A 21,787-nucleotide genomic window follows, 5' to 3' on the forward strand; every position below is an offset into this window, starting at 1 on the left:
CTTCACGGGCAGGGCGCGCCGCGAGACCGCAGTAGTTGTCGCTGTCGAGCTCGAGTGCGACAACTCCTGCGCTCTCGCGGCGCGCCCTGCCCGTGAAGCACCCGCCTCCACCCACAAGGCAGAGGACGCGGACCGGGAAACGCGTGTCAGCGTTTCCCGGCAGTCCGACGAGACCCGCTCTGCGGAACGCACCCGTCGCGAAGCCGACCGCGCGCGGGGATGCGGCCCGCCGCATCCCCGCCAGACCACACAGCCCGCGGCCGTTCGGCCCACGGCGAACGCGTGGGCGGCGCTCAGAGTGCGGGAGGTAGCCTGGCAGGCACAATCTCCTCGTCAGAAAGGCGCCGGGTGTCGCACCCGCAACAAGCATGAACGTGAAGCGCATCTTCCGGGGTCCCATCCTCTACGTCGTCCTGGCGATCGTCGCGGTGTGGATCGGCTCCTCGCTGATCACCATGTCCGGCTTCCGGCCGGTCACGACGCAGGAGGGTCTCGACCTCCTGAAGGACGGCAAGGTCGACTCGGCGAAGATCGTGGACGGCGAGCAGCGCGTCGACCTCACGCTCAAGCAGGCCGACGGCGACAACGGCACGCAGGTGCAGTTCTACTACGTGGCCCCTCGCGGCGCAGAGGTCGTCGACGCGGTGTCCGCGGCCGATCTCGGCAGCACCGGCTACAACGACGAGGTCCCGCAGACCAACTGGTTCCTCTCGGCCCTCGGCTTCCTGCTCCCCATCCTCCTGATCGGCGCGTTCTTCTGGCTGATGCTCTCGGGCATGCAGGGCGGCGGCAACCGCGTCATGCAGTTCGGCAAGTCGAAGGCGAAGCTCGTCTCGAAGGAGTCGCCCAAGGTCACGTTCGGCGATGTCGCCGGCGCCGACGAGGCGATCGAGGAGCTGCACGAGATCAAGGAGTTCCTCAAGGAGCCCGCGAAGTTCCAGGCCGTCGGCGCCCGCATCCCGAAGGGCGTCCTGCTCTACGGCCCTCCCGGCACCGGCAAGACCCTGCTGGCGCGCGCGGTCGCGGGCGAGGCGGGCGTCCCCTTCTACTCCATCTCCGGATCGGACTTCGTCGAGATGTTCGTCGGCGTCGGCGCGAGCCGTGTCCGCGACCTGTTCCAGCAGGCGAAGGAGAACTCGCCGGCCATCATCTTCGTCGACGAGATCGACGCCGTCGGCCGCCACCGCGGCGCCGGCATGGGCGGCGGTCACGACGAGCGCGAGCAGACCCTCAACCAGCTGCTGGTCGAGATGGACGGCTTCGACGTCAAGACGAACGTCATCCTGATCGCGGCGACGAACCGCCCCGACATCCTCGATCCCGCGCTGCTGCGTCCGGGCCGCTTCGACCGCCAGATCGGCGTCGACGCCCCCGACCTGCTCGGCCGCAAGCGGATCCTCGAGGTCCACGGCCGCGGCAAGCCGCTCGCCGGGGGAGTCGACCTCGAGGTCGTCGCCCGCAAGACCCCGGGCTTCACCGGCGCCGACCTGGCCAACGTCCTCAACGAGGCCGCACTGCTCACCGCCCGCTCCAACGCGCAGCTGATCGACAACCGCGCGCTCGACGAGGCCATCGACCGCGTCATCGCGGGGCCGCAGCGCCGCACGCGGGTCATGCGCGACAAGGAGAAGCTGATCACCGCCTACCACGAGGGCGGACACGCTCTGGCGGCGGCGGCGATGCGCCACACCGACCCCGTGACCAAGGTCACGATCCTGCCGCGCGGCCGCGCCCTCGGCTACACGATGGTGCTCCCGCTGGAGGACAAGTACTCCACGACCCGCAACGAGCTCCTCGACCAGCTCACGTACGCGATGGGCGGCCGCGTCGCGGAGGAGATCGTCTTCCACGACCCCACCACCGGAGCGTCGAACGACATCGAGAAGGCGACCTCCATCGCCCGCAAGATGGTCACCGACTACGGCATGTCCGCGAACGTCGGAGCGGTCAAGCTCGGCCAGTCGTCGGGCGAGATGTTCCTCGGCCGCGACATGGGCCACCAGCGCGACTACTCCGAGCAGATCGCCGAGACGGTCGACGCCGAGACGCGCCAGCTCATCGAGCAGGCGCACGACGAGGCGTGGCAGGTCATCAACGACAACCGCGACATCCTCGACCGCCTCGCGATGGAGCTGCTCGAGAAGGAGACGCTCGACCACGACCAGCTGGCCGAGATCTTCAAGGACGTCCGCCGCATCGACGAGCGCCCGCAGTGGCTCTCGAGCGACAAGCGCCCCCTGTCCGACCTGCCGCCCATCGCGGTCCCGGTCGCCAAGGCGCCGATCGACTCGGGTGCGACCGACGGGGGAGTCTCCTCCGCTGGTGCCGACGAGGTCGCGCCGAAGCGCCCGCCGCTGATCAACCCGCGCCCCGCGACGGCGTAGCGCGCGCGTGCCCGTCGACAAGGCGCGCATCGAGGCGGCCGTCGCCGAGATCCTCGCGGCCATCGGGGACGACCCGGGCCGCGAGGGACTCCTCGACACGCCGCGGCGGTTCGCCGAGGCGTACGAGGAGTTCTTCGGCGGGTTCGACGACGACGCCGCGGCCCAGCTGACCGAGACGTTCGCGGTGGTCGAGGGCGGCCAGGAGTCGCCGCTCGACCAGACGGTGATCGTGCGCGACCTCGCCTTCCGCTCCGTCTGCGAGCACCACCTCCTGCCGTTCCTCGGCGTCGCGCACATCGCCTACCGGCCGCGCGAGCGGGTCGTCGGCCTCGGCCGGCTGCCGCGCGTGGTCGAGACGGTCGCGTCGCGACCGCAGATCCAGGAGCGGATGACCGAGCAGATCGCCGACGCGCTCGAGCAGGGCCTCGCTCCCGAGGGAGTGCTCGTCGTGGTCGACGCCGAGCACGGCTGCGTGCGGATGCGCGGGCCGCGCCAGACCGCGAGCTCGACCGTGACGGTCGCCGCCCGCGGCTCCCTCGCCGACCCGGCCGCCCGCGCCGAGATCATCGCGCTGATCGGCGCCGCGCGGGGGGAGTGACGTGGCCACCACCGTCGCCGACCTCACGCCGACCGGCCGCGCCGCGCTCCTGGGGATCCTCAACGTCACTCCGGACTCGTTCAGCGACGGCGGCCGCTGGCTGTCCGTCGACGACGCCGTCCGCCACGGCCTCGACCTGACCCGGCCCGCCGGGGACGGACCCGCCGCGTTCGGCGCGGACCTGGTCGACGTCGGCGGCGAGAGCACCCGTCCCGGTGCGGCGCGCGTCGACTCCGCCGCCGAGCAGGGCCGCGTGCTGCCCGTCGTCCGCGCCCTCGCCGCGGAGGGGGTGCGCGTCAGCATCGACACGATGAGCGCCGCCACGGCCGAGGCCGCCCTGGACGCGGGCGCCGTCGTCGTCAACGACGTCTCCGGCGGCCTCGCCGATCCGCGGATGCTCGCGCTCGTCGCCGAGCGCGGCGCCGTCTACATCGCGATGCACTGGCGCGGGCACAGCGCGGGCATGACCGCTCTCGCCTCCTACGGCGACGTGGTGGCGGACGTCCGCGGCGAGCTCGAGCGCCGCGTCGACGCCGCCCGTGAGGCCGGGATCCGGGACGACCGCCTCCTGCTCGACCCGGGCCTCGGCTTCGCGAAGGTCGGCGCGCACGACTGGGCGCTGCTGGCCGGGCTCGACGCGATCGTCTCGCTGGGCTTCCCGGTCCTGGTCGGCCACTCGCGCAAGCGGTTCCTCGCTCCGTTCGCCCCCGCCGGCGCCCCGGCCGCCGAGCGCGACGAGGTCTCCGCCATGCTGAGCCTCGTCGCCGCCGAGCACGGCGCCTGGGGCGTCCGGGTCCACGACGTCCGCTCGTCCGCCCGCGCCCTGGCCCTCGCCGCCCGACTTCAGGAGGAGACCCCGTGACCGCGATCGACCCCGCCGCCCTCGCCGTGCGCGACTCCATCACCCTCACCGGGCTGCGCGTGCGCGCGCACCACGGCGTCTTCGACTTCGAGCGCGAGAACGGCCAGGACTTCGTGATCGACGCGACGGTCTGGCTCGACACCGCGCCGGCGGCCGAGGGCGACGCGCTGGCCGAGACGGTGCACTACGGCGAGCTCGCGATCGCCCTGGCCGACGCGGTGACCCGCGACCCGGTCGACCTCATCGAGACCCTGGCCGAGCGCCTCGCCCGGGTCGCCCTGGGCTTCGCCGCCGCCGACGTCGTCCGCATCACCGTCCACAAGCCGGACGCGCCGATCCCGCTGCCGTTCGAGGACGTCGCCGTGCAGATCACGAGGACCCGCTCGTGAGGCCGCGGCAGGAGCGCGTCCGCCCGGTCCGCCACGTCGTGCTCGCGCTCGGCAGCAACCTCGGCGACCGCCTGGCGCACCTCGAGGAGGCGCTGCGGGCCCTCGCCACGACGCCGGGCCTGCGCATCGAGGCGGTGTCCAAGGTCGTCGAGTCGCTCGCGTGGAAGCCCGAGGGCGTCGACGAGGACGCGCCCGGGTACCTCAACGCGGTCGTGACCGGCTCGACCGTCCTCGAGCCCGACGACCTGCTCGCGGCGACGGCGGCGATCGAATCGGCCGGCGGCCGGATCCGCGGCGAGGGCGAGGAGCGCTGGGGCGACCGGACCCTCGACATCGACGTGATCGCGGTCGGCGGCGTGCTCCGCGACGACCCGCACCTGACCCTCCCGCACCCGCGGGCGGCCGAGCGGGCCTTCGTGCTCGAGCCCTGGCTCGACGCCGAGCCGGCGGCGGTCCTTCCCGGAGCCGGACCCGTGGCCGAGCTGCGCGCACGGGCGACCGACCGCGTGACCGACCACCCGGCCGGGTTGACCTGGCCGGGGCGCGACTCCGCCCGCGGCAGCACCGCCGACCCCGAGAGCAGGACCCCGTGAGGCGCACCCGCATCAGCACCCTGCTCGGACTCGGCCTCGCCGGGGCCGTCGCGGGGTTCCTCCTCGACCTCGCGATCGCCGCCGCCGGCCGCCCCGTGCTCATCCCGCCGCTGACGGTTCCGCTGACCCTGATCGTGGTCGCGGCTCTCGTGCTCGGCTTCGCCGTCCCGATCCACCGCGCCACGAAGGGCACGCTGCGCCGGCCCATCGATCCGTTCCGGGCGATGCGCGTCGTGGTGCTGGCGAAGGCGTCCAGCCACGTCGGTGCTCTGCTGCTCGGAGCCTCCGGCGGCATCCTGGTGTACCTGCTGAGCCGTGCGATCCCTTCGCTAGGCTCCGTGTGGCAGGACGTCGCGACCATCGTGGGTGCGCTCGTCCTGCTGGTGGCCGGCCTGGTCGCCGAGCACCTGTGCACCATCCCGCCGAGCGACGACGACGACAGCGCCGTCGGCGAGGTGAACCACGCCTGACGCCGACGCCCGGATCGCCGCGGGCAGTGAGGACGACGCCATGCCCGCCGAGCCCGAGGACGCGTCGCCGACGACCCGCCGCGACGCGAGGGGACGCCGGCGGGACCGCCTCGACATCACGGGGGAGTGGCGCCGCGTCTCGCCCCGGTACGTCGCGGTCGAGATCGTGTCGGCCGTCGTGTCGAGCGTGCTGCTGCTCGCCGTGCCCGTGGTGCTGATGCTGATCGGCCTGCCGTGGGGCTGGATCCCGCTGGCCGCCGCGGCCGCCCTCGCGGTGACCCTCCTGATCGTGGCCCCGCGCCGTGCGCGCGCCTACGGCTACCTCCTGCGCCAGGACGACCTGCTCTTCCGCCGCGGCATCATGTTCCAGCGCTTCGTGTCGGTGCCGTACGGGCGGATGCAGCTCATCGACGTCAACCGCGGGCCGCTCGCCCGGGCGCTCGGCCTCGCCGACCTCCGCTTCGTCACCGCCGCCGCGGCGACCGGCGTCAGCATCCCGGGCCTGGCCGAGCAGGACGCGGAGGAGCTCCGCGACCGCCTGGTCGAGCTCGCCGAGTCGCGCCGGGCCGGCCTGTGACCGAGCTCCGCGCCGTCGAGACGGACCTCGCCGACGGGGAGTGGCACCGCCTGCACCCCGCGACACCGGTCCTCAAGGGCGGGATCGGCCTGCTGGTCGTCCTCGGCATCGTGATCACGAACCTCCGCGAGCGCCTGGTCGAGCTGTTCCTGCCCGGGCCTGAGGGGTTCGAGAGCGGCGATCCGGTCGACGAGCTGCTGCGCCGCGGCCTCGTCGGCTGGGCGCTGCTGGCGGTCGCGGTGGGCCTGGCGGTCGCCGTCTTCGCGTTCTGGCTGTCCTGGCGGATGCACACCTTCCGCATCACGGACGAGGTCGTCGAGGTGCGCTCCGGCGTGCTCTTCCGGACCAACCGGCGGGCGCGGCTGGACCGCATCCAGGGCATCGCGGTGCAGCGTCCGCTGTTCGCGCGGCTGTTCGGGGCCGCGAAGCTCGAGGTGAGCGTGGCCGGGCAGGACGCGAACGTCCAGCTGTCGTACCTCGGCTCGCGGCTGGTGGACGCCCTGCGCCGCGACATCCTGCGGCTCGCCTCCGGGGTGCGCGAGCGGGAGGCGACGGTCGACGGCGCGGCGCCCGCGGGCGGGTTCCTGGCGCGGCGGCTGGAGGAGTTCGGTGAGCCTCAGGACGAGACGCCGCCCGAGTCGGTCGTCTCGATCCCGCCGGGCCGGCTCCTCGGCTCGCTCGTCTTCAGCGGCTTCACGCTGTTCCTGGCAGCCTCGGTCGTCGCCGTGGTGTTCGTCGCCGTCTACGGCTCGCCCTACGTGCTCTTCGCGATCTTGCCGGGCCTGATCGGCTCGGGCAGCTACTACGTCCGCCAGTTCGTGCGCTCGCTCCGGTACTCGATCGCCGCGACGCCCGACGGCGTGCGAGTCGGCTACGGCGTGCTCTCGACCAGCAGCGACACGATCCCGCCCGGCCGGATCCACGCCGTCGAGATCACGCAGCCGCTGCTCTGGCGCCCCTTCGGCTGGTGGCAGGTGCGGATCGACCGCGCCGGCCACGCGGCCTCCCGCGGGGCGAACGGCGAGCCGAACACCACGATCCTGCCCGTGGGCGACCTCGCCGCCGTCGAGCGCGTCCTCGCCCTCCTGCTGCCCGGACCGGCCGAGGGAGCGGAGTCGACGCCCGTCGGAGACGCGCTTCGGCACCGCGACGCGGCCGGCTTCACCCGGGCGCCGCGCTCGGCGGTGTGGCTCCGCCCCTTCTCGTTCCGGAGGACCGGGTACCGGCTGACGGACGAGGTCGCGATCCTGCGCAGCGGAGCGGTCTGGCGGCGGGTCGCCGTGGTGCCCCTGGCGCGGATGCAGAGCGTCGGGGTCCAGCAGGGACCGCTCCAGCGCCTGCTCGGGCTGGCCTCGGCGCGCGTGCACACGGTGGCCGGCCCCGTCACTCCGCTCGTGCCGGTGATGAGCGCAGCCGACGGACTCGCCTTCTTCGAGAGCCTCGCGACGGCCGGAGTGCGGGCCGCCGACCGCGACGCGAGCCACCAGTGGGGGCGGCGGGCGGCCGCACCCGCCCTGCCCGACTGGCCCGCTCCGGAGGGGGAACCGCATGCCTGAGAATCGCCGCGACGGACGCCTGGGCGTCGGCGTGATCGGTGCCGGACGCGTGGGCCCGGTGCTGGGTGCCGCGCTCGCCGGGGCCGGCCACGCCGTGATCGGGATCGCCACCACCAGCGAGAGCGGCCGCGAGCGCGCCGACGCGCTGCTCCCCGGAGTCCCCGTGCTCGCGATCCCCGAGCTCGTCGAGCGCAGCGAGCTGGTGATCGTCGCCGTCCCCGGGAGCGAGATCGCCGCCCTGGTCGCGGGGCTCGCCGCGACCGGAGCGTGGCAGCCCGGCCAGCTGGTGCTGCACACGGCACCCGAGCACGGCTACGGGGTGCTCGCTCCGGCGCTCGCCTCCGGGGTCATCCCCCTGGCAGTCCACCCGGCGATGGCCTTCAGCGGCACCAGCCTCGACCTGGCGCGCCTCGCCGAGACCTACTTCGCCGTGTCGGCACCGGGCCCGGTGCTGCCGATCGCGCAGGCGCTGGTGGTCGAGATGGGCGGGGAGCCGGTGACCGTGGCGGAGTCGGACCGCGCCGCCTACGCGGAGGCCGTCTCGACCGCCACGACCTTCTCGACGGCGATCGTCGACCAGGCGGCGGGTCTGCTGGCGGGCATCGGCGTCGAGAAGCCGGGCTTCTTCCTCTCCAGCCTCGTCCGCTCCTCCGTCGACGACGCCCTGCGCCGCGCGGCGGGCTGACGGGCGGCGCCGCTCGAGACGCCGCTCCCGGGTGGGACGCCGCTCGGGAGGCGGTGCCTCGCGGAGGAGCACGGCGTCTCCATGCCGAGGGCCCCGGTGGTCGCGGGCCCGCCGGTAGCATCGTCGGGTGATCAGCACCGTCCACCGCATCGGCGACCTCCGCGAGCGGCTGCAGGAGGCGCGGCGGGCCGGTCGGCGCATCGCGCTCGTGCCGACGATGGGCGCCCTGCACGCCGGGCACCTCGCCCTCGTCGAGCGGGCGCGCGAGCTGGCCGACGTCGTCGTCGTGTCGGTGTTCGTGAATCCGCTGCAGTTCGGTCCGACCGAGGACCTGGACCGCTACCCGCGCGACCTCGAGGGCGACACCGCCCTGCTCGACGCGGCCGGGGCCGACCTCCTCTTCGCCCCGGGAGTCGCCGAGATGTATCCCGACGGGCCGTCCTCGACGCGGGTCGTCGCGGGCGAGGTCGGCGGCCTCTACGAGGGGCGCGCGCGGCCGGGCCACTTCGACGGGATGCTCACCGTCGTCGCCAAGCTCCTGAGCATCGCCCAGCCGGACGTCGCGGTCTTCGGGCAGAAGGACGCGCAGCAGCTGTTCCTCGTGCGCCGCATGGTCCGCGACCTCGACCTGCCCGTCGCGATCGAGGGCGTCGGCATCGTGCGGGAGGAGGACGGGCTCGCCCGCTCCAGCCGCAACCGCTACCTCGACGAGGAGCAGCGCCGCGCGGGCCTCGTGCTCCCGCGCCTCCTCGCGGCCGCCACGGAAGCCGCGGACCGCGGTGCCGCCGCAACGATCGAGGCCGCCGAGGCCGTCGCGCACGCCGAGCCGCTCGTTAAGCTGGACTACCTCGTCGTCGTGGATCCCGCGACGCTCCTCCCGGTCGACGCCGACCACCGCGGCCCGGCACTCGTGCTCGTCGCCGCGATCGTCGGCACCACCCGCCTCCTCGACAACGCCCCGATCCTGCTCGCCTGATCGCGGCCGTCCGCCCCGAACCGAAAGCACCGCGACCCCTCATGGCCGACACCCCCGACGTCCCCGAGTCCACGACCCCCGCCGCCGAGCAGTCCGACTCCGAGCAGGCCGCCGCCGAGCGGGCCGCGCAGCAGGAGGCCTCCGAGCAGAAGGCCGTCCGCCTCGCCAAGCGCGAGCGCCTGCTCGAGCTCGCGGGCGACGACCTCGGCGCCGGCGCCTACCCCGTCGCGGTCGGAGTCACCGACACCATCGCGGCCGTCCGGGCGCGCCACGAGGGCATCGAGCCGGACGTGAAGACCGGCGAGCGCGTCGGCCTCGCGGGCCGCGTGGTGTTCCAGCGCAACACGGGCAAGCTCTGCTTCGCGACGCTGCAGGCCGGCGACGGCGAGCGGATCCAGGCCATGGTCTCGCTCGGCGACGTGGGCGAGGAGTCGCTGGCGGCGTGGAAGGAGCTCGTCGACCTGGGCGACCACCTCTTCGTCGAGGGCGAGGTCGTCTCGAGCAAGCGCGGCGAGCTGAGCGTGTGGGTGTCGGAGTGGACGATCGCCGCGAAGTCGATCCTGCCGCTGCCGAACCTGCACAACGAGCTCGGCGACGAGACCCGGATGCGCCAGCGCTACCTCGACCTGATCGTGCGCCCCCAGGCCCGCGAGACGGTCGTCACCCGCGCCCGCGTGAACGCCTCCCTCCGCGACACCTTCGCCTCGCACGAGTTCCTCGAGGTCGAGACCCCGATGCTGCAGGTGATGCACGGCGGCGCCTCCGCCCGCCCCTTCGCCACGCACTCGAACGCCTTCGACACCGAGCTGTACCTGCGCATCGCGCCCGAGCTCTACCTCAAGCGGGCGGTCGTCGGCGGCATCGACCGGGTCTTCGAGATCAACCGCAACTTCCGCAACGAGGGCGCCGACTCCACCCACTCGCCCGAGTTCGCGATGCTCGAGGCCTATCAGGCGTACGGCGACTACAACTCGATCGCCGACCTCACCCAGGAGCTGATCCAGAACGCGGCGCAGGCCGTCGCGGGCTCGCACGTGGTCACCTGGGCCGACGGCACCGAGTTCGACCTCGGCGGCCGGTGGGACCGCATCTCGATGTACGAGAGCCTGTCGCTCGCGGCCGGAATCGCGATCACCCCGGAGACGGAGCTCGCCGAGCTCGAGACCCTCGCCGCGCGCGAGGGCGTCGAGGTGCACGTCCCCACGCACGGCAAGTACGTCGAGGAGCTGTGGGAGCACTTCGTGAAGGGCGGCCTGACGCGTCCGACCTTCGTGATGGACTTCCCCGTCGACACCTCGCCGCTCGTGCGCGCGCACCGCAGCATCCCGGGCGTCGTCGAGAAGTGGGACCTCTACGTCCGCGGCTTCGAGCTGGCCACCGGCTACTCCGAGCTGATCGACCCGGTCGTGCAGCGCGAGCGCTTCGTCGAGCAGGCCCGCCAGGCCGCCGCGGGCGACGACGAGGCGATGCGCCTAGACGAGGACTTCCTCCGCGCCCTCGAGCACGGCATGCCCCCCACCGGCGGCATGGGCATGGGCATCGACCGCCTCCTGATGGCGATCACCGGCCTCGGGATCCGCGAGACGATCCTGTTCCCGCTCGTCAAGTAGGGTCGCAGGAGCCGGGGGGGGAGACATGGTCAGGGCATCGAGCATCGTCGCGGCCGTCGCAGCGGGCGTCCTCACGATCGCGCAGTTCGGAGTGGGGACCGCGGTCGCCGCGAGCGTCCTCACCTCCTCCGGCGACGTCGGCACCGCGCTGGCCGACCGGCGAGCGGCCGAGGCGTTCACGCCCGACCCCACGATCGCCGGCTTCGCGGAGCGGACCGCCATGTCCGACCGCGGCCGCGCCCTCTACTACGCGTCGAGCCCGTCGGTCGAGCCGACCGCCGGCTTCAACGACCTCTGCGGCTACGGCGCCTCCGACGACATCGTCCTCGGCTGCTACACCGGCACCAGCATCTACATCTCGGACGTCGCCAACCCCGACCTCGACGGGATCCGCGACGTCACGGCGGCCCACGAGATGCTGCACGCCGCGTGGGTGCGGCTCGACGCGGAGGAGCAGGCCGAGCTGGGCGACGAGCTCGAGGCCGCGTACGAGACCCTCCCGCAGGACGGCACGATCGCCGAGCGCCTCGAGCTGTACCGCACCGGCGGCCTCGGCGAGCGCGTCAACGAGCTGCACTCGATCCTGGGGACCGAGGTGGCCGACCTGCCGCCCGCGCTCGAGGCGCACTACGCCGAGTTCTTCGACGACCGCTCCGTCGTCGTGGGCCTGAACGCCCGCTACGAGGCGGTCTTCACCGATCTCGAGAACCGCATCGAGGACCTGGTCTCCCGGATCGAGACGATGTACGCCGACCTCACGGCGCGGGTCGACGCGAACAACGCCGAGTACGACGCGCTCAACGTCGAGATCGACGACTTCAACTCGCGCGCCGACAGCGGCGACTTCGGATCGACGGCCGAGTTCGAGACGGAGCGCGCCGATCTGCTCGCCCGCAGCCAGGCCGTCGACGCCACCCGCGCCGCCATCGACGCGGACATCGCCGTGTACGACGGCCTGCGCTCGGAGCTGGAAGGCCTCAACTCCGATGCCGCGGCGCTGAACAAGTCGGTCGAGAGCCAGTAGCGCCCAGCGCCCGCGAAGGCCGCTGGGCGCACGGCCCCCCGGGCTCACGGCTCCCGCGCCGGTGCCGCGGGTAGGATCGCCGCATGGACTGGGAGCTGTGGAACCAGGGGCTGTGGGCCCTCGTGCCGACGATCACGGTCGGAGCCATCTTCTGGTTCGTGATGCGCGCCCTCATCCGCTCGGACCGCAACGAGCGCCGAGCGTACGACCGCATCGAGGCCCGCGAGCGCGAGCGCCGCGGCCTGCCTCCCCGCGACGCCTCCTGACCACCGCCGCCGCGCGGGTGCCTTCCACGCCCGCTGAGCGGCTCCGCACGACGAACGAGGAGGCGCGGTGCCCGCACCCGACTGGGCGGTGATCCTCCCGATCGCGGCCGTCGTCGTCGAGCTCGTGGTCCGCGTGATCGCCGTCATCGTCGTGCCGCGGAACCGCCGTCCGACCACCGGCCTCGCCTGGCTGATGGCGATCTTCCTGATCCCGTACGTCGGCATCCTGCTGTTCCTCTTCATCGGGAGCTACCGGCTGCCGCGCAAGCGCCGCCGGAAGCAGCAGGAGATCAACCGGTTCATCCTGGAGTCGACCGACGGCATCGACCGCGTCGCCCGGGAGCACCCGTGGCCGCAGTGGCTGGAGTCGGTGGTCACCCTCAACCGCAACCTCGGCGCGATGCCGCTGGTCGGCGGGAACGACGCGCGCCTCCAGGGCGACTACGAGCAGACCATCCGCGCGATGGCCGCCGAGATCGACCGCGCCCGCCGGTACGTGCACTGCGAGTTCTACATCCTCGCCGCCGACTCGACCACCGCGCCCTTCTTCGACGCGCTCGACCGCGCGGTGGCGCGCGGGGTGCGCGTGCGGATCCTCCTCGACCACATCGCGTCGATCCGCGTGCCCGGCTACTACAGCGGCACCCACCGCCGGCTGCGCGCCCTCGAGCGGGCGGGCGCCTCGTGGTCGTACATGCTCCCCGTGCGGCCGTGGCGCGGGCAGTACCAGCGGCCGGACCTGCGCAACCACCGCAAGCTGCTGATCGTCGACGGCAACGCGGCCTTCATGGGCTCGCAGAACGTCGTCGACTCCAGCTACAACAAGCGCGGCAACATCCGCCGCGGCCTGCACTGGCACGACCTGATGGTGCGCCTCGAGGGGCCGGTGGTGCAGGGCATCAACGCCATCTTCATCACCGACTGGTACAGCGAGACCGACGAGCTGCTCCTCCGGGAGTCGGAGCCGATGGAGGCGCTGCAGCAGCGCGACACCATCGACTGCCAGGTGGTGCCGAGCGGCCCGGGGTTCGAGGGCGAGAACAACCTGCGCCTGTTCCTGACGCTGCTCTACTCGGCGCAGAAGTCGATCATCATCACCAGCCCGTACTTCGTGCCCGATGAGGCGATGCTCTACGCGATCACGACGGCGACCCGGCGGGGCGTGCACGTGGAGCTCTTCGTCTCCGAGATCGGCGACCAGGCCGTGGTCTACCACGCCCAGCGCTCGTACTACGAGACGCTGCTGACCGCGGGCGTGCGCATCTGGATGTACCGCAAGCCGACCATCCTGCACGCGAAGCACTTCACGATCGACGACGACGTCGCCGTGATCGGCTCGAGCAACATGGACATGCGCTCCTTCACGCTCAACCTCGAGGTCTCGCTGATGGTGCGCGGCTCGGAGTTCGTCGAGGATCTGCGCCAGGTGCAGCAGGACTACCGCGAGCACTCCCGTGAGCTGACCCTCCGCGAGTGGCGGCAGCAGCCGCTCCGCTCGACCCTGCTCGACAACCTGGCGCGGCTCACCTCGGCGCTGCAGTAGCGCGGCTCCCGTCCGCCCGCAGGCGGAGGATGCGCGGCCCCGGCTCGTCGCGCAAGGCCCTGTGCGGGCCGCCGCGCCCCGCGTAGCGTCGGAGCGTCCTCAGCACCATCCGGTTCCGCCTGCCCGGCGCCGGGTTCGAGAAGGGAACGGACATGACGGCATCCCGTACGACGCGCATCCTCATCCTCGGCGGCGGCTACGTCGGCCTGTACACGGCCTGGGGCCTCGAGAAGAGGCGGGGGGAGGCGCCGATCGACGTCACCGTCGTCGAGCCGAACCCCTACATGACCTACCAGCCGCTGCTGCCCGAGGTCGCCGGCGGGCACGTCCAGCCGCGCCACGTCACGGTGCCGCTGGTCTCCGCGCTCAAGCGCACCCGCGTGATCCGCGGCGCGATCACCGGCGTGAGCCTCGCCGAGCGCAGCGCCACCGTCGCCGCGATGGACGGCTCCACCCGCACGATCGAGTTCGACCAGGTCGTCTTCGCGCTCGGAGCCGTCACCCGAACGTTCCCCACGCCGGGCCTCGCCGAGCACGGCATCGGCTTCAAGACGGTGGAGGAGGCGGCGCACCTGCGCGACCGCGTCATCGAGAACATCGCGAAGGCGGCGCTCACCACCGATCCCGCCGAGCGCCGGCGCCTGCTCACCTTCGTCTTCGTCGGCGGCGGCTACACCGGCGTCGAGGCGCTGAGCGAGCTGCTCGACCTCAGCCGCAAGACCCTCGCCGCGCAGCCCTCCCTCTCGATGGGCGACGTCACCTGGCACCTCGTCGAGGCACTGGACCGGGTCGCCCCCGAGGTCGGTCCCGAGCTCTCGAAGTGGACGCTCGACCACCTCCGCTCGCGCGGCGTGCACGTGCACCTGAAGACGACGATGCCCTCCTGCGAGGACGGCGTCGTGGAGCTCTCCTCGGGCGAGCGCATCCCGACGGCCACGATCGTGTGGACCGCCGGCGTGAAGCCGAACCCGATCCTCGACGCGACCGACGCGCCCCGCGGGCCGAAGGGCCACGTCATGGCGGATGCGCGCCTGCGGGTCATCCGCGAGGACGGCGAGCCGGTGGGCGGCGCCTGGGCGGCCGGCGACGGCGCGCAGGTGCCGGACCTCACCAGCGAGAAGCAGCCCGCGTACTACCCGCCGAACGCGCAGAACGCGGTCCGGCAGGCCAAGCTCCTGGCGCGCAACATCATCGCCGACCTCACCGGAGGCACCGTGGAGGAGTACCGGCACGCCTCAGTCGGGACCGTCGCCGAGTACGGCATCGGCAAGGGCGCGGGCCTGATCAAGGGCGTGAAGCTGCGCGGCCTCCCCGCCTGGCTCGCGCACCGCGCCTACCACGGAGCGGCGATGCCGACCCTGGACCGCAAGTGGCGGATCATCACGGGCTGGCTCGTCGACGCCGTCACTCCGCGCGACCTCTCGCCGATGAGCGCGCTGCAGGATCCTCGCCGCGCCTTCCGCGAGACGGCCGAGGCCACCGACCGCGAGGCAGCAGCGAAGGCCGCCGCGAAGAAGGAGTCGGACGCGTCCTGACGCGCCGGTGAGAGCGCGGGAGTCGCGGTGGTCGAGCGGGATCATCGCGACTCCCGCGCTCCCGAGTCGTGGGCCCGCCTCGGAGCGCCTCGGCCTGACGGTCTCGGCTCAGGCCCGGCGGCGCGGCTTGAGGCGCACGGTCGGCAGCACGGGCGCGGGGAGCGCGCGTCCGCCGTACCCGTCGACGGTGCCGAACGGTCCCGCGGGATCCGCCCCGGCGATCACGTCGGACTGCCAGCGCTCGCGGGCGGCCGCCACGTCGTCGTGGCTGCGGCCGACGAAGTTCCACCACATCACCAGCTCCTCGGCGAACGGCTCGCCGCCGAGCAGCACCACGCGGGCTCCCGCATCCCCGGCGGTCAGCACCAGGTGCGAGCGGCCGGGCGTCAGGTAGGCGAGGTCCGAGCGCGGGACGTCCGCACCCTCGACCGCCACGGGGCCGGCGTCGACGAGCACGCCGTACTCCCACGACTCCTCGACCGGCAGCTCGACCCGGGCACCCGGCTCGAGGTCGATCTGGGCGGCGACCAGCGGAGTGAAGGTGCTCGCGGGCACCGACGCGCCCAGCATCCCTCCGACGAAGACGCGCACCAGCGCGCCGGGCAGCTCCACGGGCACGCCGCGGTGGTGCTCGAAGAACGGATCGACGAGCCGCGCCTCCTCGGGCAGCGCGACCCAGAGCTGCACCCCGTGCAGAACGGGCGCGCCCCCGGTCGAGACCTCCGAGTGCGAGATGCCGCGTCCGGCCGTCATCAGGTTGAGCTCGCCCGGGCGCACCACGGCGAGGCTGCCGACGCTGTCGCGGTGCTCGATCTCGCCCTCGAAGAGCCAGCTCACGGTCTGCAGGCCCGTGTGCGGGTGCGGCGGGACGTCCATCCCGGCCTCCTCGCCGAGCCGCACCGGGCCGTAGTGGTCGGCGAAGCACCACGCGCCGATCGTCGAGCGCGATCGCTGCGGGAGGGTGCGGCGCACCTCGATCGCACGCGGACCGCCGAGCGGGACGAGCCGCGCCTCCAGGATCTCGACCGCGCCGGGCTCGCGAGGGACCGGCTCCGCGGCGACGGGGAGCTCGTCGGGATGCTCCTCCAGGTTGCTCATGCGGGAAGTGTATGCCTTCGCATGGACCGGTGGACGGGACCGCCGCCCGCACCCCTCCCGGATCGCGTGCACGCCCAGGGCGAACAGGCCTGCTCACCGGGGGGAGCGCTGGTTACAGTCGACGTATCGGAGCCCACCCCTGCGGGTTCTGTAGGGAGTGACAGCATGTTCGAGAGATTCACCGATCGCGCGCGGCGCGTCGTCGTCCTGGCCCAGGAAGAGGCCAAGATGCTCAATCACAACTACATCGGCACGGAGCACATCCTGCTCGGCCTGATCCACGAGGGCGAGGGAGTGGCCGCCAAGGCGCTCGAGTCCCTCGGGATCTCGCTCGACGCTGTGCGCGAGCAGGTGCAGGACATCATCGGCCAGGGGCAGCAGCAGCCGACCGGCCACATCCCCTTCACGCCTCGGGCGAAGAAGGTCCTCGAGCTGTCCCTGCGCGAAGCGCTGCAGCTCGGCCACAACTACATCGGGACCGAGCACATCCTGCTCGGCCTCATCCGCGAGGGCGAGGGCGTCGCCGCTCAGGTGCTGGTCAAGCTCGGTGCCGACCTGAACCGCGTGCGCCAGCAGGTCATCCAGCTGCTCTCCGGCTACCAGGGCAAGGAGCAGGTCGCCGTGGGCGGTGAGCAGCAGCAGCCTCAGGGGGGATCGCAGATCCTCGACCAGTTCGGACGCAACCTCACCCAGGCGGCGCGCGACAACAAGCTCGACCCGGTCATCGGGCGCGAGAAGGAGATCGAGCGGGTCATGCAGATCCTCTCCCGCCGCTCCAAGAACAACCCCGTCCTGATCGGCGAGCCCGGCGTCGGCAAGACCGCCGTCGTCGAGGGCCTCGCCCAGGCGATCGTGCGCGGCGACGTGCCCGAGACGCTGAAGGACAAGCAGCTCTACACGCTCGACCTCGGCTCGCTCATCGCCGGATCCCGCTACCGCGGTGACTTCGAGGAGCGCCTCAAGAAGGTCACGAAGGAGATCCGCACCCGCGGCGACATCATCACCTTCATCGACGAGATCCACACCCTCGTCGGCGCAGGGGCCGCTGAGGGCGCGATCGACGCCGCCTCGATCCTCAAGCCGCTGCTCGCCCGCGGCGAGCTGCAGACCATCGGCGCGACCACGCTCGACGAGTACCGCAAGCACTTCGAGAAGGACGCCGCTCTCGAGCGCCGCTTCCAGCCGATCCAGGTCGCGGAGCCGTCGCTGCCCCACACGATCAACATCCTCAAGGGCCTGCGCGACCGCTACGAGGCGCACCACAAGGTGTCCATCACCGACGGCGCGATCGTCTCGGCGGCCAACCTGGCCGACCGCTACATCAGCGACCGCTTCCTCCCCGACAAGGCGATCGACCTGATCGACGAGGCAGGCGCACGCCTGCGCCTCTCGATCCTCTCGGCGCCGCCGGAGCTGCGCGACTTCGACGACCGCATCGCCGTGGTCCGCTCCGCCAAGGAGGCCGCGATCGAGGACCAGGACTTCGAGAAGGCCGCGTCGCTCCGCGACGAGGAGAAGCAGCTGCTCGGTGAGCGTCTGCGCCTCGAGAAGCAGTGGAAGTCGGGCGACGTCAAGGCCACCGGCGTGGTCGACGAGGGCCTGATCGCCGAGGTCCTCGCCCAGGCGACGGGCATCCCGGTCTTCAAGCTCACGGAGGAGGAGTCCTCGCGGCTCGTCTTCATGGAGAAGGCCCTGCACCAGCGCGTCATCGGCCAGGAGGAGGCCATCGCGGCACTCTCGCGGACGATCCGCCGCACCCGCGCGGGCCTCAAGGACCCCAAGCGCCCCTCGGGCTCGTTCATCTTCGCCGGCCCCACGGGCGTCGGGAAGACCGAGCTGGCCAAGGCGCTCGCCGAGTTCCTCTTCGACGACGAGAATGCGATGATCTCGCTCGACATGTCGGAGTACGGCGAGAAGCACACCGTCTCGCGGCTGTTCGGCGCCCCTCCCGGGTTCGTCGGCTTCGAGGAGGGCGGCCAGCTCACCGAGAAGGTGCGCCGCAAGCCGTTCAGCGTGGTCCTCTTCGACGAGATCGAGAAGGCGCACCCGGACATCTTCAACTCGCTCCTCCAGATCCTGGAGGAGGGTCGACTGACCGACGGCCAGGGCCGTGTCGTCGACTTCAAGAACACCGTCATCATCATGACCACCAACCTCGGTGCTCGTGACATCGCCGGTGGTCCCGTCGGGTTCCAGATCGAGGGCGACAACGCCACCGGCTACGACCGCATGCGCGGCAAGGTCAACGAGGAGCTCAAGAAGCACTTCAAGCCCGAGTTCCTCAACCGCGTGGACGACGTCATTGTCTTCCCGCAGCTGTCGAAGCCCGAGCTGCTCCAGATCGTCGACCTCTTCATCAAGCGCCTGGGCGACCGCCTGCTCGACCGCGACATGACGGTGGAGCTGACTCAGCCGGCCAAGGAGCGCCTGATCGAGGTCGGGTTCGACCCGGCGCTCGGTGCGCGCCCCCTGCGCCGCGCGATCCAGCGAGAGATCGAGGACCAGCTGTCCGAGCGGATCCTGCACGGCGAGCTCGGCGCCGGAGACCACATCCACGTGGACTTCGCCGACAACAGGTTCGTCTTCACCACGACCCCGCGCCTGATCTCGATCAGCGCCGGCGCGTCCACCGGAGCGGCCACGGCCGGCCCGGCGACGCCCGACCTGATGTCGTAGCAGGCTGCCGAACGACCCCGTGCCCGTCCCCTCTCGCGAGGGGGCGGGCACGTCGTCGTCCGGCGGTGGGCGCCTGCTCGCAGGATCCCGCGCCCGGTGCGGCCTAGGCTTGTCGAATGGCCGATTGGAAGTACCCGGTGCGCCGCGCGCGCACGAGCGATGTCCCCTTCATCCAGGAGCTCAGCGAGCCGCTCGTGAACGAGCGCATCCTCCTGGGCAAGGACCGCGTGGTGCTCTACGGCGCCGTGCAGGAGTTCCGCATCGCCGAGGACGGCCACGGGACGGCGATCGGCTGCGGTGCGCTGCATGTGATGTGGGACGACATCGCGGAGGTGCGCACCCTCGCGGTCGCGCAGGGCTGGCTCGGGAGGGGTGTGGGTCACCACATCCTGGAGCGCCTCGAGAACGACGCGCGCGAGCTCGGCCTGAAGCGCCTGTTCTGCCTCACCTTCGAGGTCGACTTCTTCGCCCGCCACGGCTTCGAGCCGATCGGCGAGAAGGTCGTCGACCCCGAGGTCTACGCCGAGCTGCTCCGCTCTCCCGACGAGGGAGTCGCCGAGTTCCTCGACCTCGCCCGGGTGAAGCCGAACACGCTCGGCAACACCCGCATGCTGAAGACGCTCTGACCGCCGCCACGTCGTAGCCTGTCCCGGTGACTCCGCCGCCCCGCCGCCTGCCCTCCCGGGTCTACCGGCGACGCCGCGCGGGAGTGCTGCTCGCGCTGGTCGTCATCGTCGCGGGCCTGGCGGTGGTGCTGTCGCTGCTCCCGCGGATGACCGGCTCCGACGCCGCGTCGAGCCCCACGCCGACCGTCGTGCTGCCGACGCTCTACCCGACCACCTCGCCCGGTGCGACGCCCGGCGCCGCACCCGCCTGCTCGGCCGACTCCGTCGCCGTCACCGCGGTCACGGACGCCACGAGCTACGCGCCCGGCGAGGATCCGCAGCTCTCGCTCTCGCTGGCCAACATCTCGAGCACCGACTGCGTGATCGACGCGGGCACGAGCAAGCAGGTCTTCACGATCACGAGCGGCTCCGAGCAGATCTGGACCTCCACGGACTGCCAGACCGGCGCGGCCGATCTGCCGGTGCTCCTCCAGGCGGGCCGCTCGGTGATGGGCAGCGCGCTGACGTGGGACCGCACCCGCTCCTCCGCCGACACCTGCTCCGGCGGACGCGAGGCGGTCGAGGCGGGCGGCGCCGCCTACAACCTGTCGGTGTCGGTCGCCGACATCCCCTCGGGCTCGCCCACGCAGTTCCTGCTCCAGTAGTCCGCCCGGGGGACGTGCCGGGCGTGCGTCGGCGCGTAGCATCGCAGGCATGTGGGGGCTGCTCGGCACGATCCTGTCCCCCTCGACCGGCCGGGCGGGGGTGGTCGCGCGGCGCGCGGCGGCCGTGGCCCTCGCGGTCCCGCTGCTGGTCGGCGGAGCGGCGGCGCAGGCCGTGGCGGCTCCGCACCCTGTCGCGGCTCCGCAGCCCGTCGCGGGTGTCGTGCGCGCGGATGTGGACGGCTTCCGGTTCTCGGAGTACTCGGCCGACTTCCGTCTCGACCGCGACGAGGAGGGCCGCTCGACGCTGACCACTGTCGAGACCTTCGTCGCCGAGTTCCCGCCGTCGCAGAACCGCGGCATGCAGCGCGCGATCCCGCTCGACTACGAGGGGCACCCGACCGACGTCGACCTGGTGTCCGTCACCGACGGCGACGGGGAGGCGCGGCCGGTCGACACCGAGCGCGAGGACGGCTTCCTCCTGGTCACCAGCGCGGCGGACGAGTTCGTCAGCGGCAGCCAGACCTACGTCTTCACCTACACGCAGCACAACACGACCCTGCCTGGATCCGGCACGCGCAGCGGCGAGGACGAGTTCTACTGGGACGTCAACGGCACGGGCTGGCGCCAGTCCTTCGACCGCTACGACGTGCGCGTCGAGCTCGCCGGGTCGCTGGCCTCCGCCGCGACGGGGACCGTCAGCTGTTACCGGGGACCGGAGGGCTCGACGACGCCCTGTCCGATCGGCCGCGACGGCGCGGTCGTCACGGCATCGGGGGAGTCGCTGGCTCCGGGGGAGAACGTGACCGTGGCGATCGGCTTCGCTCCCGGGACCTTCACGCCGCGCGACGACCGCTACCTCGCCTCCGGCTGGTCCTGGGTGCAGCTGGGCGGCCTCGCCGCGGTCCTGATCGGCCTCGCGCTCGCCGTGCACCGCCGCCGGACCGTGCTCCGCGACGCTCCCGGCCGCCCGACCGTCGTCGCCGAGTACGACCCGCCCGCGGAGGGGCTGTTCCTCTCCGCCGCGCTGCTGCGGAAGACGTCGAAGGCCCCCGCGGCCGGACTCCTGGACGCCGCCGTCCGCGGTCTCGTGCGCATCGAGGAGACGGGGGAGGGGCGGAAGCAGGAGTACGCCGTGCGGGTGCTCGACCCTGCGACGACGCCGACGCGACGCGCGGGACGCCCGCGGCCCCTCGCCTCCGACGACCGCGAGTTCCTCGACATCGCCCTCGGCCGGGTGCCGGGGACGGTGCGTGAGCTCTCCGGCAAGGACAAGGAGTTCGGCAAGGCCGTCGGACAGTTCCAGACCGCGCTGGGCAACCGGGTGACCGAGGCGGGACTGAAGAAGGCCGGGACGATCGGCGGCAGCGTGCTCGTGATCGTCCCGCTGCTGCTGGGTGTCATGGCCGCCTTCCTGGGCGCGATCCTCCTGATGACCCGATCCTTCGGCGGAGCGCTCCCGCTCGTGCTGATGCTGGTCGCGATCGTCGCGGCCGTCGTCGGGACGATCCTGGTCTCGAGGGTGCCGCTGACGGCCGCGGGCGCGGAGCTGCGCGACCATCTGCGCGGGCTCGAGCTGTACATCCGTCTGGCCGAGGCCGACCGGATCGCGATGCTGCAGTCGCCCCGCGGGGCGACTGCAGCATCGCGATCCGGTCGGCCTCGGCCAGACGGATGT

General features: G+C 72.5%; 20 protein-coding genes. 19 read left to right on the forward strand and 1 reads right to left on the reverse strand.

The genetic code is table 11. The features are described from left to right. Nucleotides 1–368: 368 nt before the first annotated feature. The 15 genes from ftsH (at nt 369) to C5C63_RS15945 (ending at nt 15,068) form a co-directional block, all read left to right on the forward strand. Nucleotides 369–2,384: an ATP-dependent zinc metalloprotease FtsH gene (gene ftsH, locus C5C63_RS15875; protein ID WP_104224104.1), complete on the forward strand. Its 2,016-nt coding sequence runs from the start codon at nt 369–371 to the stop codon at nt 2,382–2,384. Between the two features lie 7 nt (nt 2,385–2,391). Further along, the gene (folE, locus tag C5C63_RS15880; RefSeq protein WP_104224103.1) at nt 2,392–2,982 is read left to right on the forward strand and encodes a GTP cyclohydrolase I FolE; all 591 of its coding nucleotides are present in this window, start codon (nt 2,392–2,394) and stop codon (nt 2,980–2,982) included. 1 nt (nt 2,983) lies between these two features. Beyond that, nucleotides 2,984–3,844 (forward strand): dihydropteroate synthase, encoded by an 861-nt coding sequence (gene folP / locus C5C63_RS15885; RefSeq protein WP_258065481.1) that lies wholly within the window; start codon nt 2,984–2,986, stop codon nt 3,842–3,844. Beyond that, nucleotides 3,841–4,233, forward strand: a complete 393-nt coding sequence (gene folB / locus C5C63_RS15890; RefSeq protein ID WP_104347803.1) for a dihydroneopterin aldolase — start codon at nt 3,841–3,843, stop codon at nt 4,231–4,233. Before folP ends, folB begins: the two co-directional genes overlap by 4 nt. Then, complete coding sequence (gene folK, locus C5C63_RS15895) at nt 4,230–4,826, forward strand: 2-amino-4-hydroxy-6-hydroxymethyldihydropteridine diphosphokinase (protein WP_104234304.1); 597 nt, start codon at nt 4,230–4,232, stop codon at nt 4,824–4,826. Before folB ends, folK begins: the two co-directional genes overlap by 4 nt. Beyond that, entirely contained in the window at nt 4,823–5,296 is a 474-nt protein-coding gene (locus tag C5C63_RS15900; protein WP_104238407.1) for a DUF3180 domain-containing protein, read from the forward strand. Before folK ends, C5C63_RS15900 begins: the two co-directional genes overlap by 4 nt. Nucleotides 5,297–5,336: 40 nt before the next feature. Beyond that, on the forward strand, nt 5,337–5,873 hold the full coding sequence (locus C5C63_RS15905) for a PH domain-containing protein (protein ID WP_104234302.1): 537 nt from the start codon (nt 5,337–5,339) through the stop codon (nt 5,871–5,873). Beyond that, nucleotides 5,870–7,429 (forward strand): PH domain-containing protein, encoded by a 1,560-nt coding sequence (locus C5C63_RS15910; protein ID WP_104248064.1) that lies wholly within the window; start codon nt 5,870–5,872, stop codon nt 7,427–7,429. The genes C5C63_RS15905 and C5C63_RS15910 overlap by 4 nt, the downstream gene beginning before the upstream one ends. Beyond that, nucleotides 7,422–8,114 (forward strand): Rossmann-like and DUF2520 domain-containing protein, encoded by a 693-nt coding sequence (locus tag C5C63_RS15915; protein ID WP_104224097.1) that lies wholly within the window; start codon nt 7,422–7,424, stop codon nt 8,112–8,114. Before C5C63_RS15910 ends, C5C63_RS15915 begins: the two co-directional genes overlap by 8 nt. 127 nt (nt 8,115–8,241) lie before the next feature. Then, nucleotides 8,242–9,090, forward strand: coding sequence for a pantoate--beta-alanine ligase (gene panC, locus C5C63_RS15920; protein WP_104326417.1), 849 nt, complete (start codon nt 8,242–8,244; stop codon nt 9,088–9,090). Nucleotides 9,091–9,131: 41 nt separating this feature from the next. Further along, complete coding sequence (lysS, locus tag C5C63_RS15925; protein ID WP_104326418.1) at nt 9,132–10,700, forward strand: lysine--tRNA ligase; 1,569 nt, start codon at nt 9,132–9,134, stop codon at nt 10,698–10,700. A 25-nt stretch (nt 10,701–10,725) separates the two neighbouring features. After that, entirely contained in the window at nt 10,726–11,724 is a 999-nt protein-coding gene (locus tag C5C63_RS15930; RefSeq protein WP_104255539.1) for a hypothetical protein, read from the forward strand. 83 nt (nt 11,725–11,807) lie between these two features. Beyond that, a complete protein-coding gene (locus C5C63_RS15935; RefSeq protein ID WP_104224094.1) occupies nt 11,808–11,990 on the forward strand; it encodes a hypothetical protein in 183 nt (60 codons plus the stop codon). A gap of 67 nt (nt 11,991–12,057) precedes the next feature. Then, on the forward strand, nt 12,058–13,533 hold the full coding sequence (gene cls / locus C5C63_RS15940) for a cardiolipin synthase (RefSeq protein WP_104224093.1): 1,476 nt from the start codon (nt 12,058–12,060) through the stop codon (nt 13,531–13,533). Between the two features lie 152 nt (nt 13,534–13,685). Continuing rightward, nucleotides 13,686–15,068: an NAD(P)/FAD-dependent oxidoreductase gene (locus C5C63_RS15945; RefSeq protein WP_104272976.1), complete on the forward strand. Its 1,383-nt coding sequence runs from the start codon at nt 13,686–13,688 to the stop codon at nt 15,066–15,068. 108 nt (nt 15,069–15,176) lie between these two features. Here C5C63_RS15945 and C5C63_RS15950 read toward each other — a convergent pair whose 3' ends face one another. Then, nucleotides 15,177–16,166: a pirin family protein gene (locus C5C63_RS15950; RefSeq protein ID WP_104224091.1), complete on the reverse strand. Its 990-nt coding sequence runs from the start codon at nt 16,164–16,166 to the stop codon at nt 15,177–15,179. A 165-nt stretch (nt 16,167–16,331) separates the two neighbouring features. On the opposite strand from C5C63_RS15950, the gene C5C63_RS15955 reads away from it, so the two are divergent. The 4 genes from C5C63_RS15955 to C5C63_RS15970 form a co-directional block, all read left to right on the forward strand. Next, nucleotides 16,332–18,842, forward strand: coding sequence for an ATP-dependent Clp protease ATP-binding subunit (locus tag C5C63_RS15955; RefSeq protein WP_104234294.1), 2,511 nt, complete (start codon nt 16,332–16,334; stop codon nt 18,840–18,842). Between the two features lie 116 nt (nt 18,843–18,958). After that, complete coding sequence (locus C5C63_RS15960) at nt 18,959–19,468, forward strand: amino-acid N-acetyltransferase (RefSeq protein ID WP_104326419.1); 510 nt, start codon at nt 18,959–18,961, stop codon at nt 19,466–19,468. A 26-nt stretch (nt 19,469–19,494) separates the two neighbouring features. Continuing rightward, nucleotides 19,495–20,112 carry a hypothetical protein gene (locus C5C63_RS15965; protein ID WP_104326420.1) on the forward strand — a complete coding sequence of 206 codons (618 nt, stop codon included), beginning with the start codon at nt 19,495–19,497 and terminating at the stop codon, nt 20,110–20,112. Between the two features lie 49 nt (nt 20,113–20,161). Beyond that, the coding region (locus C5C63_RS15970) for a DUF2207 domain-containing protein (RefSeq protein ID WP_104326421.1) at nt 20,162–21,787 on the forward strand (1,626 nt) is incomplete at its 3' end.

The organism is Rathayibacter sp. AY1B8 (genome assembly GCF_002932775.1).
In the GTDB taxonomy this organism is placed as follows: Bacteria; Actinomycetota; Actinomycetes; order Actinomycetales; family Microbacteriaceae; genus Rathayibacter.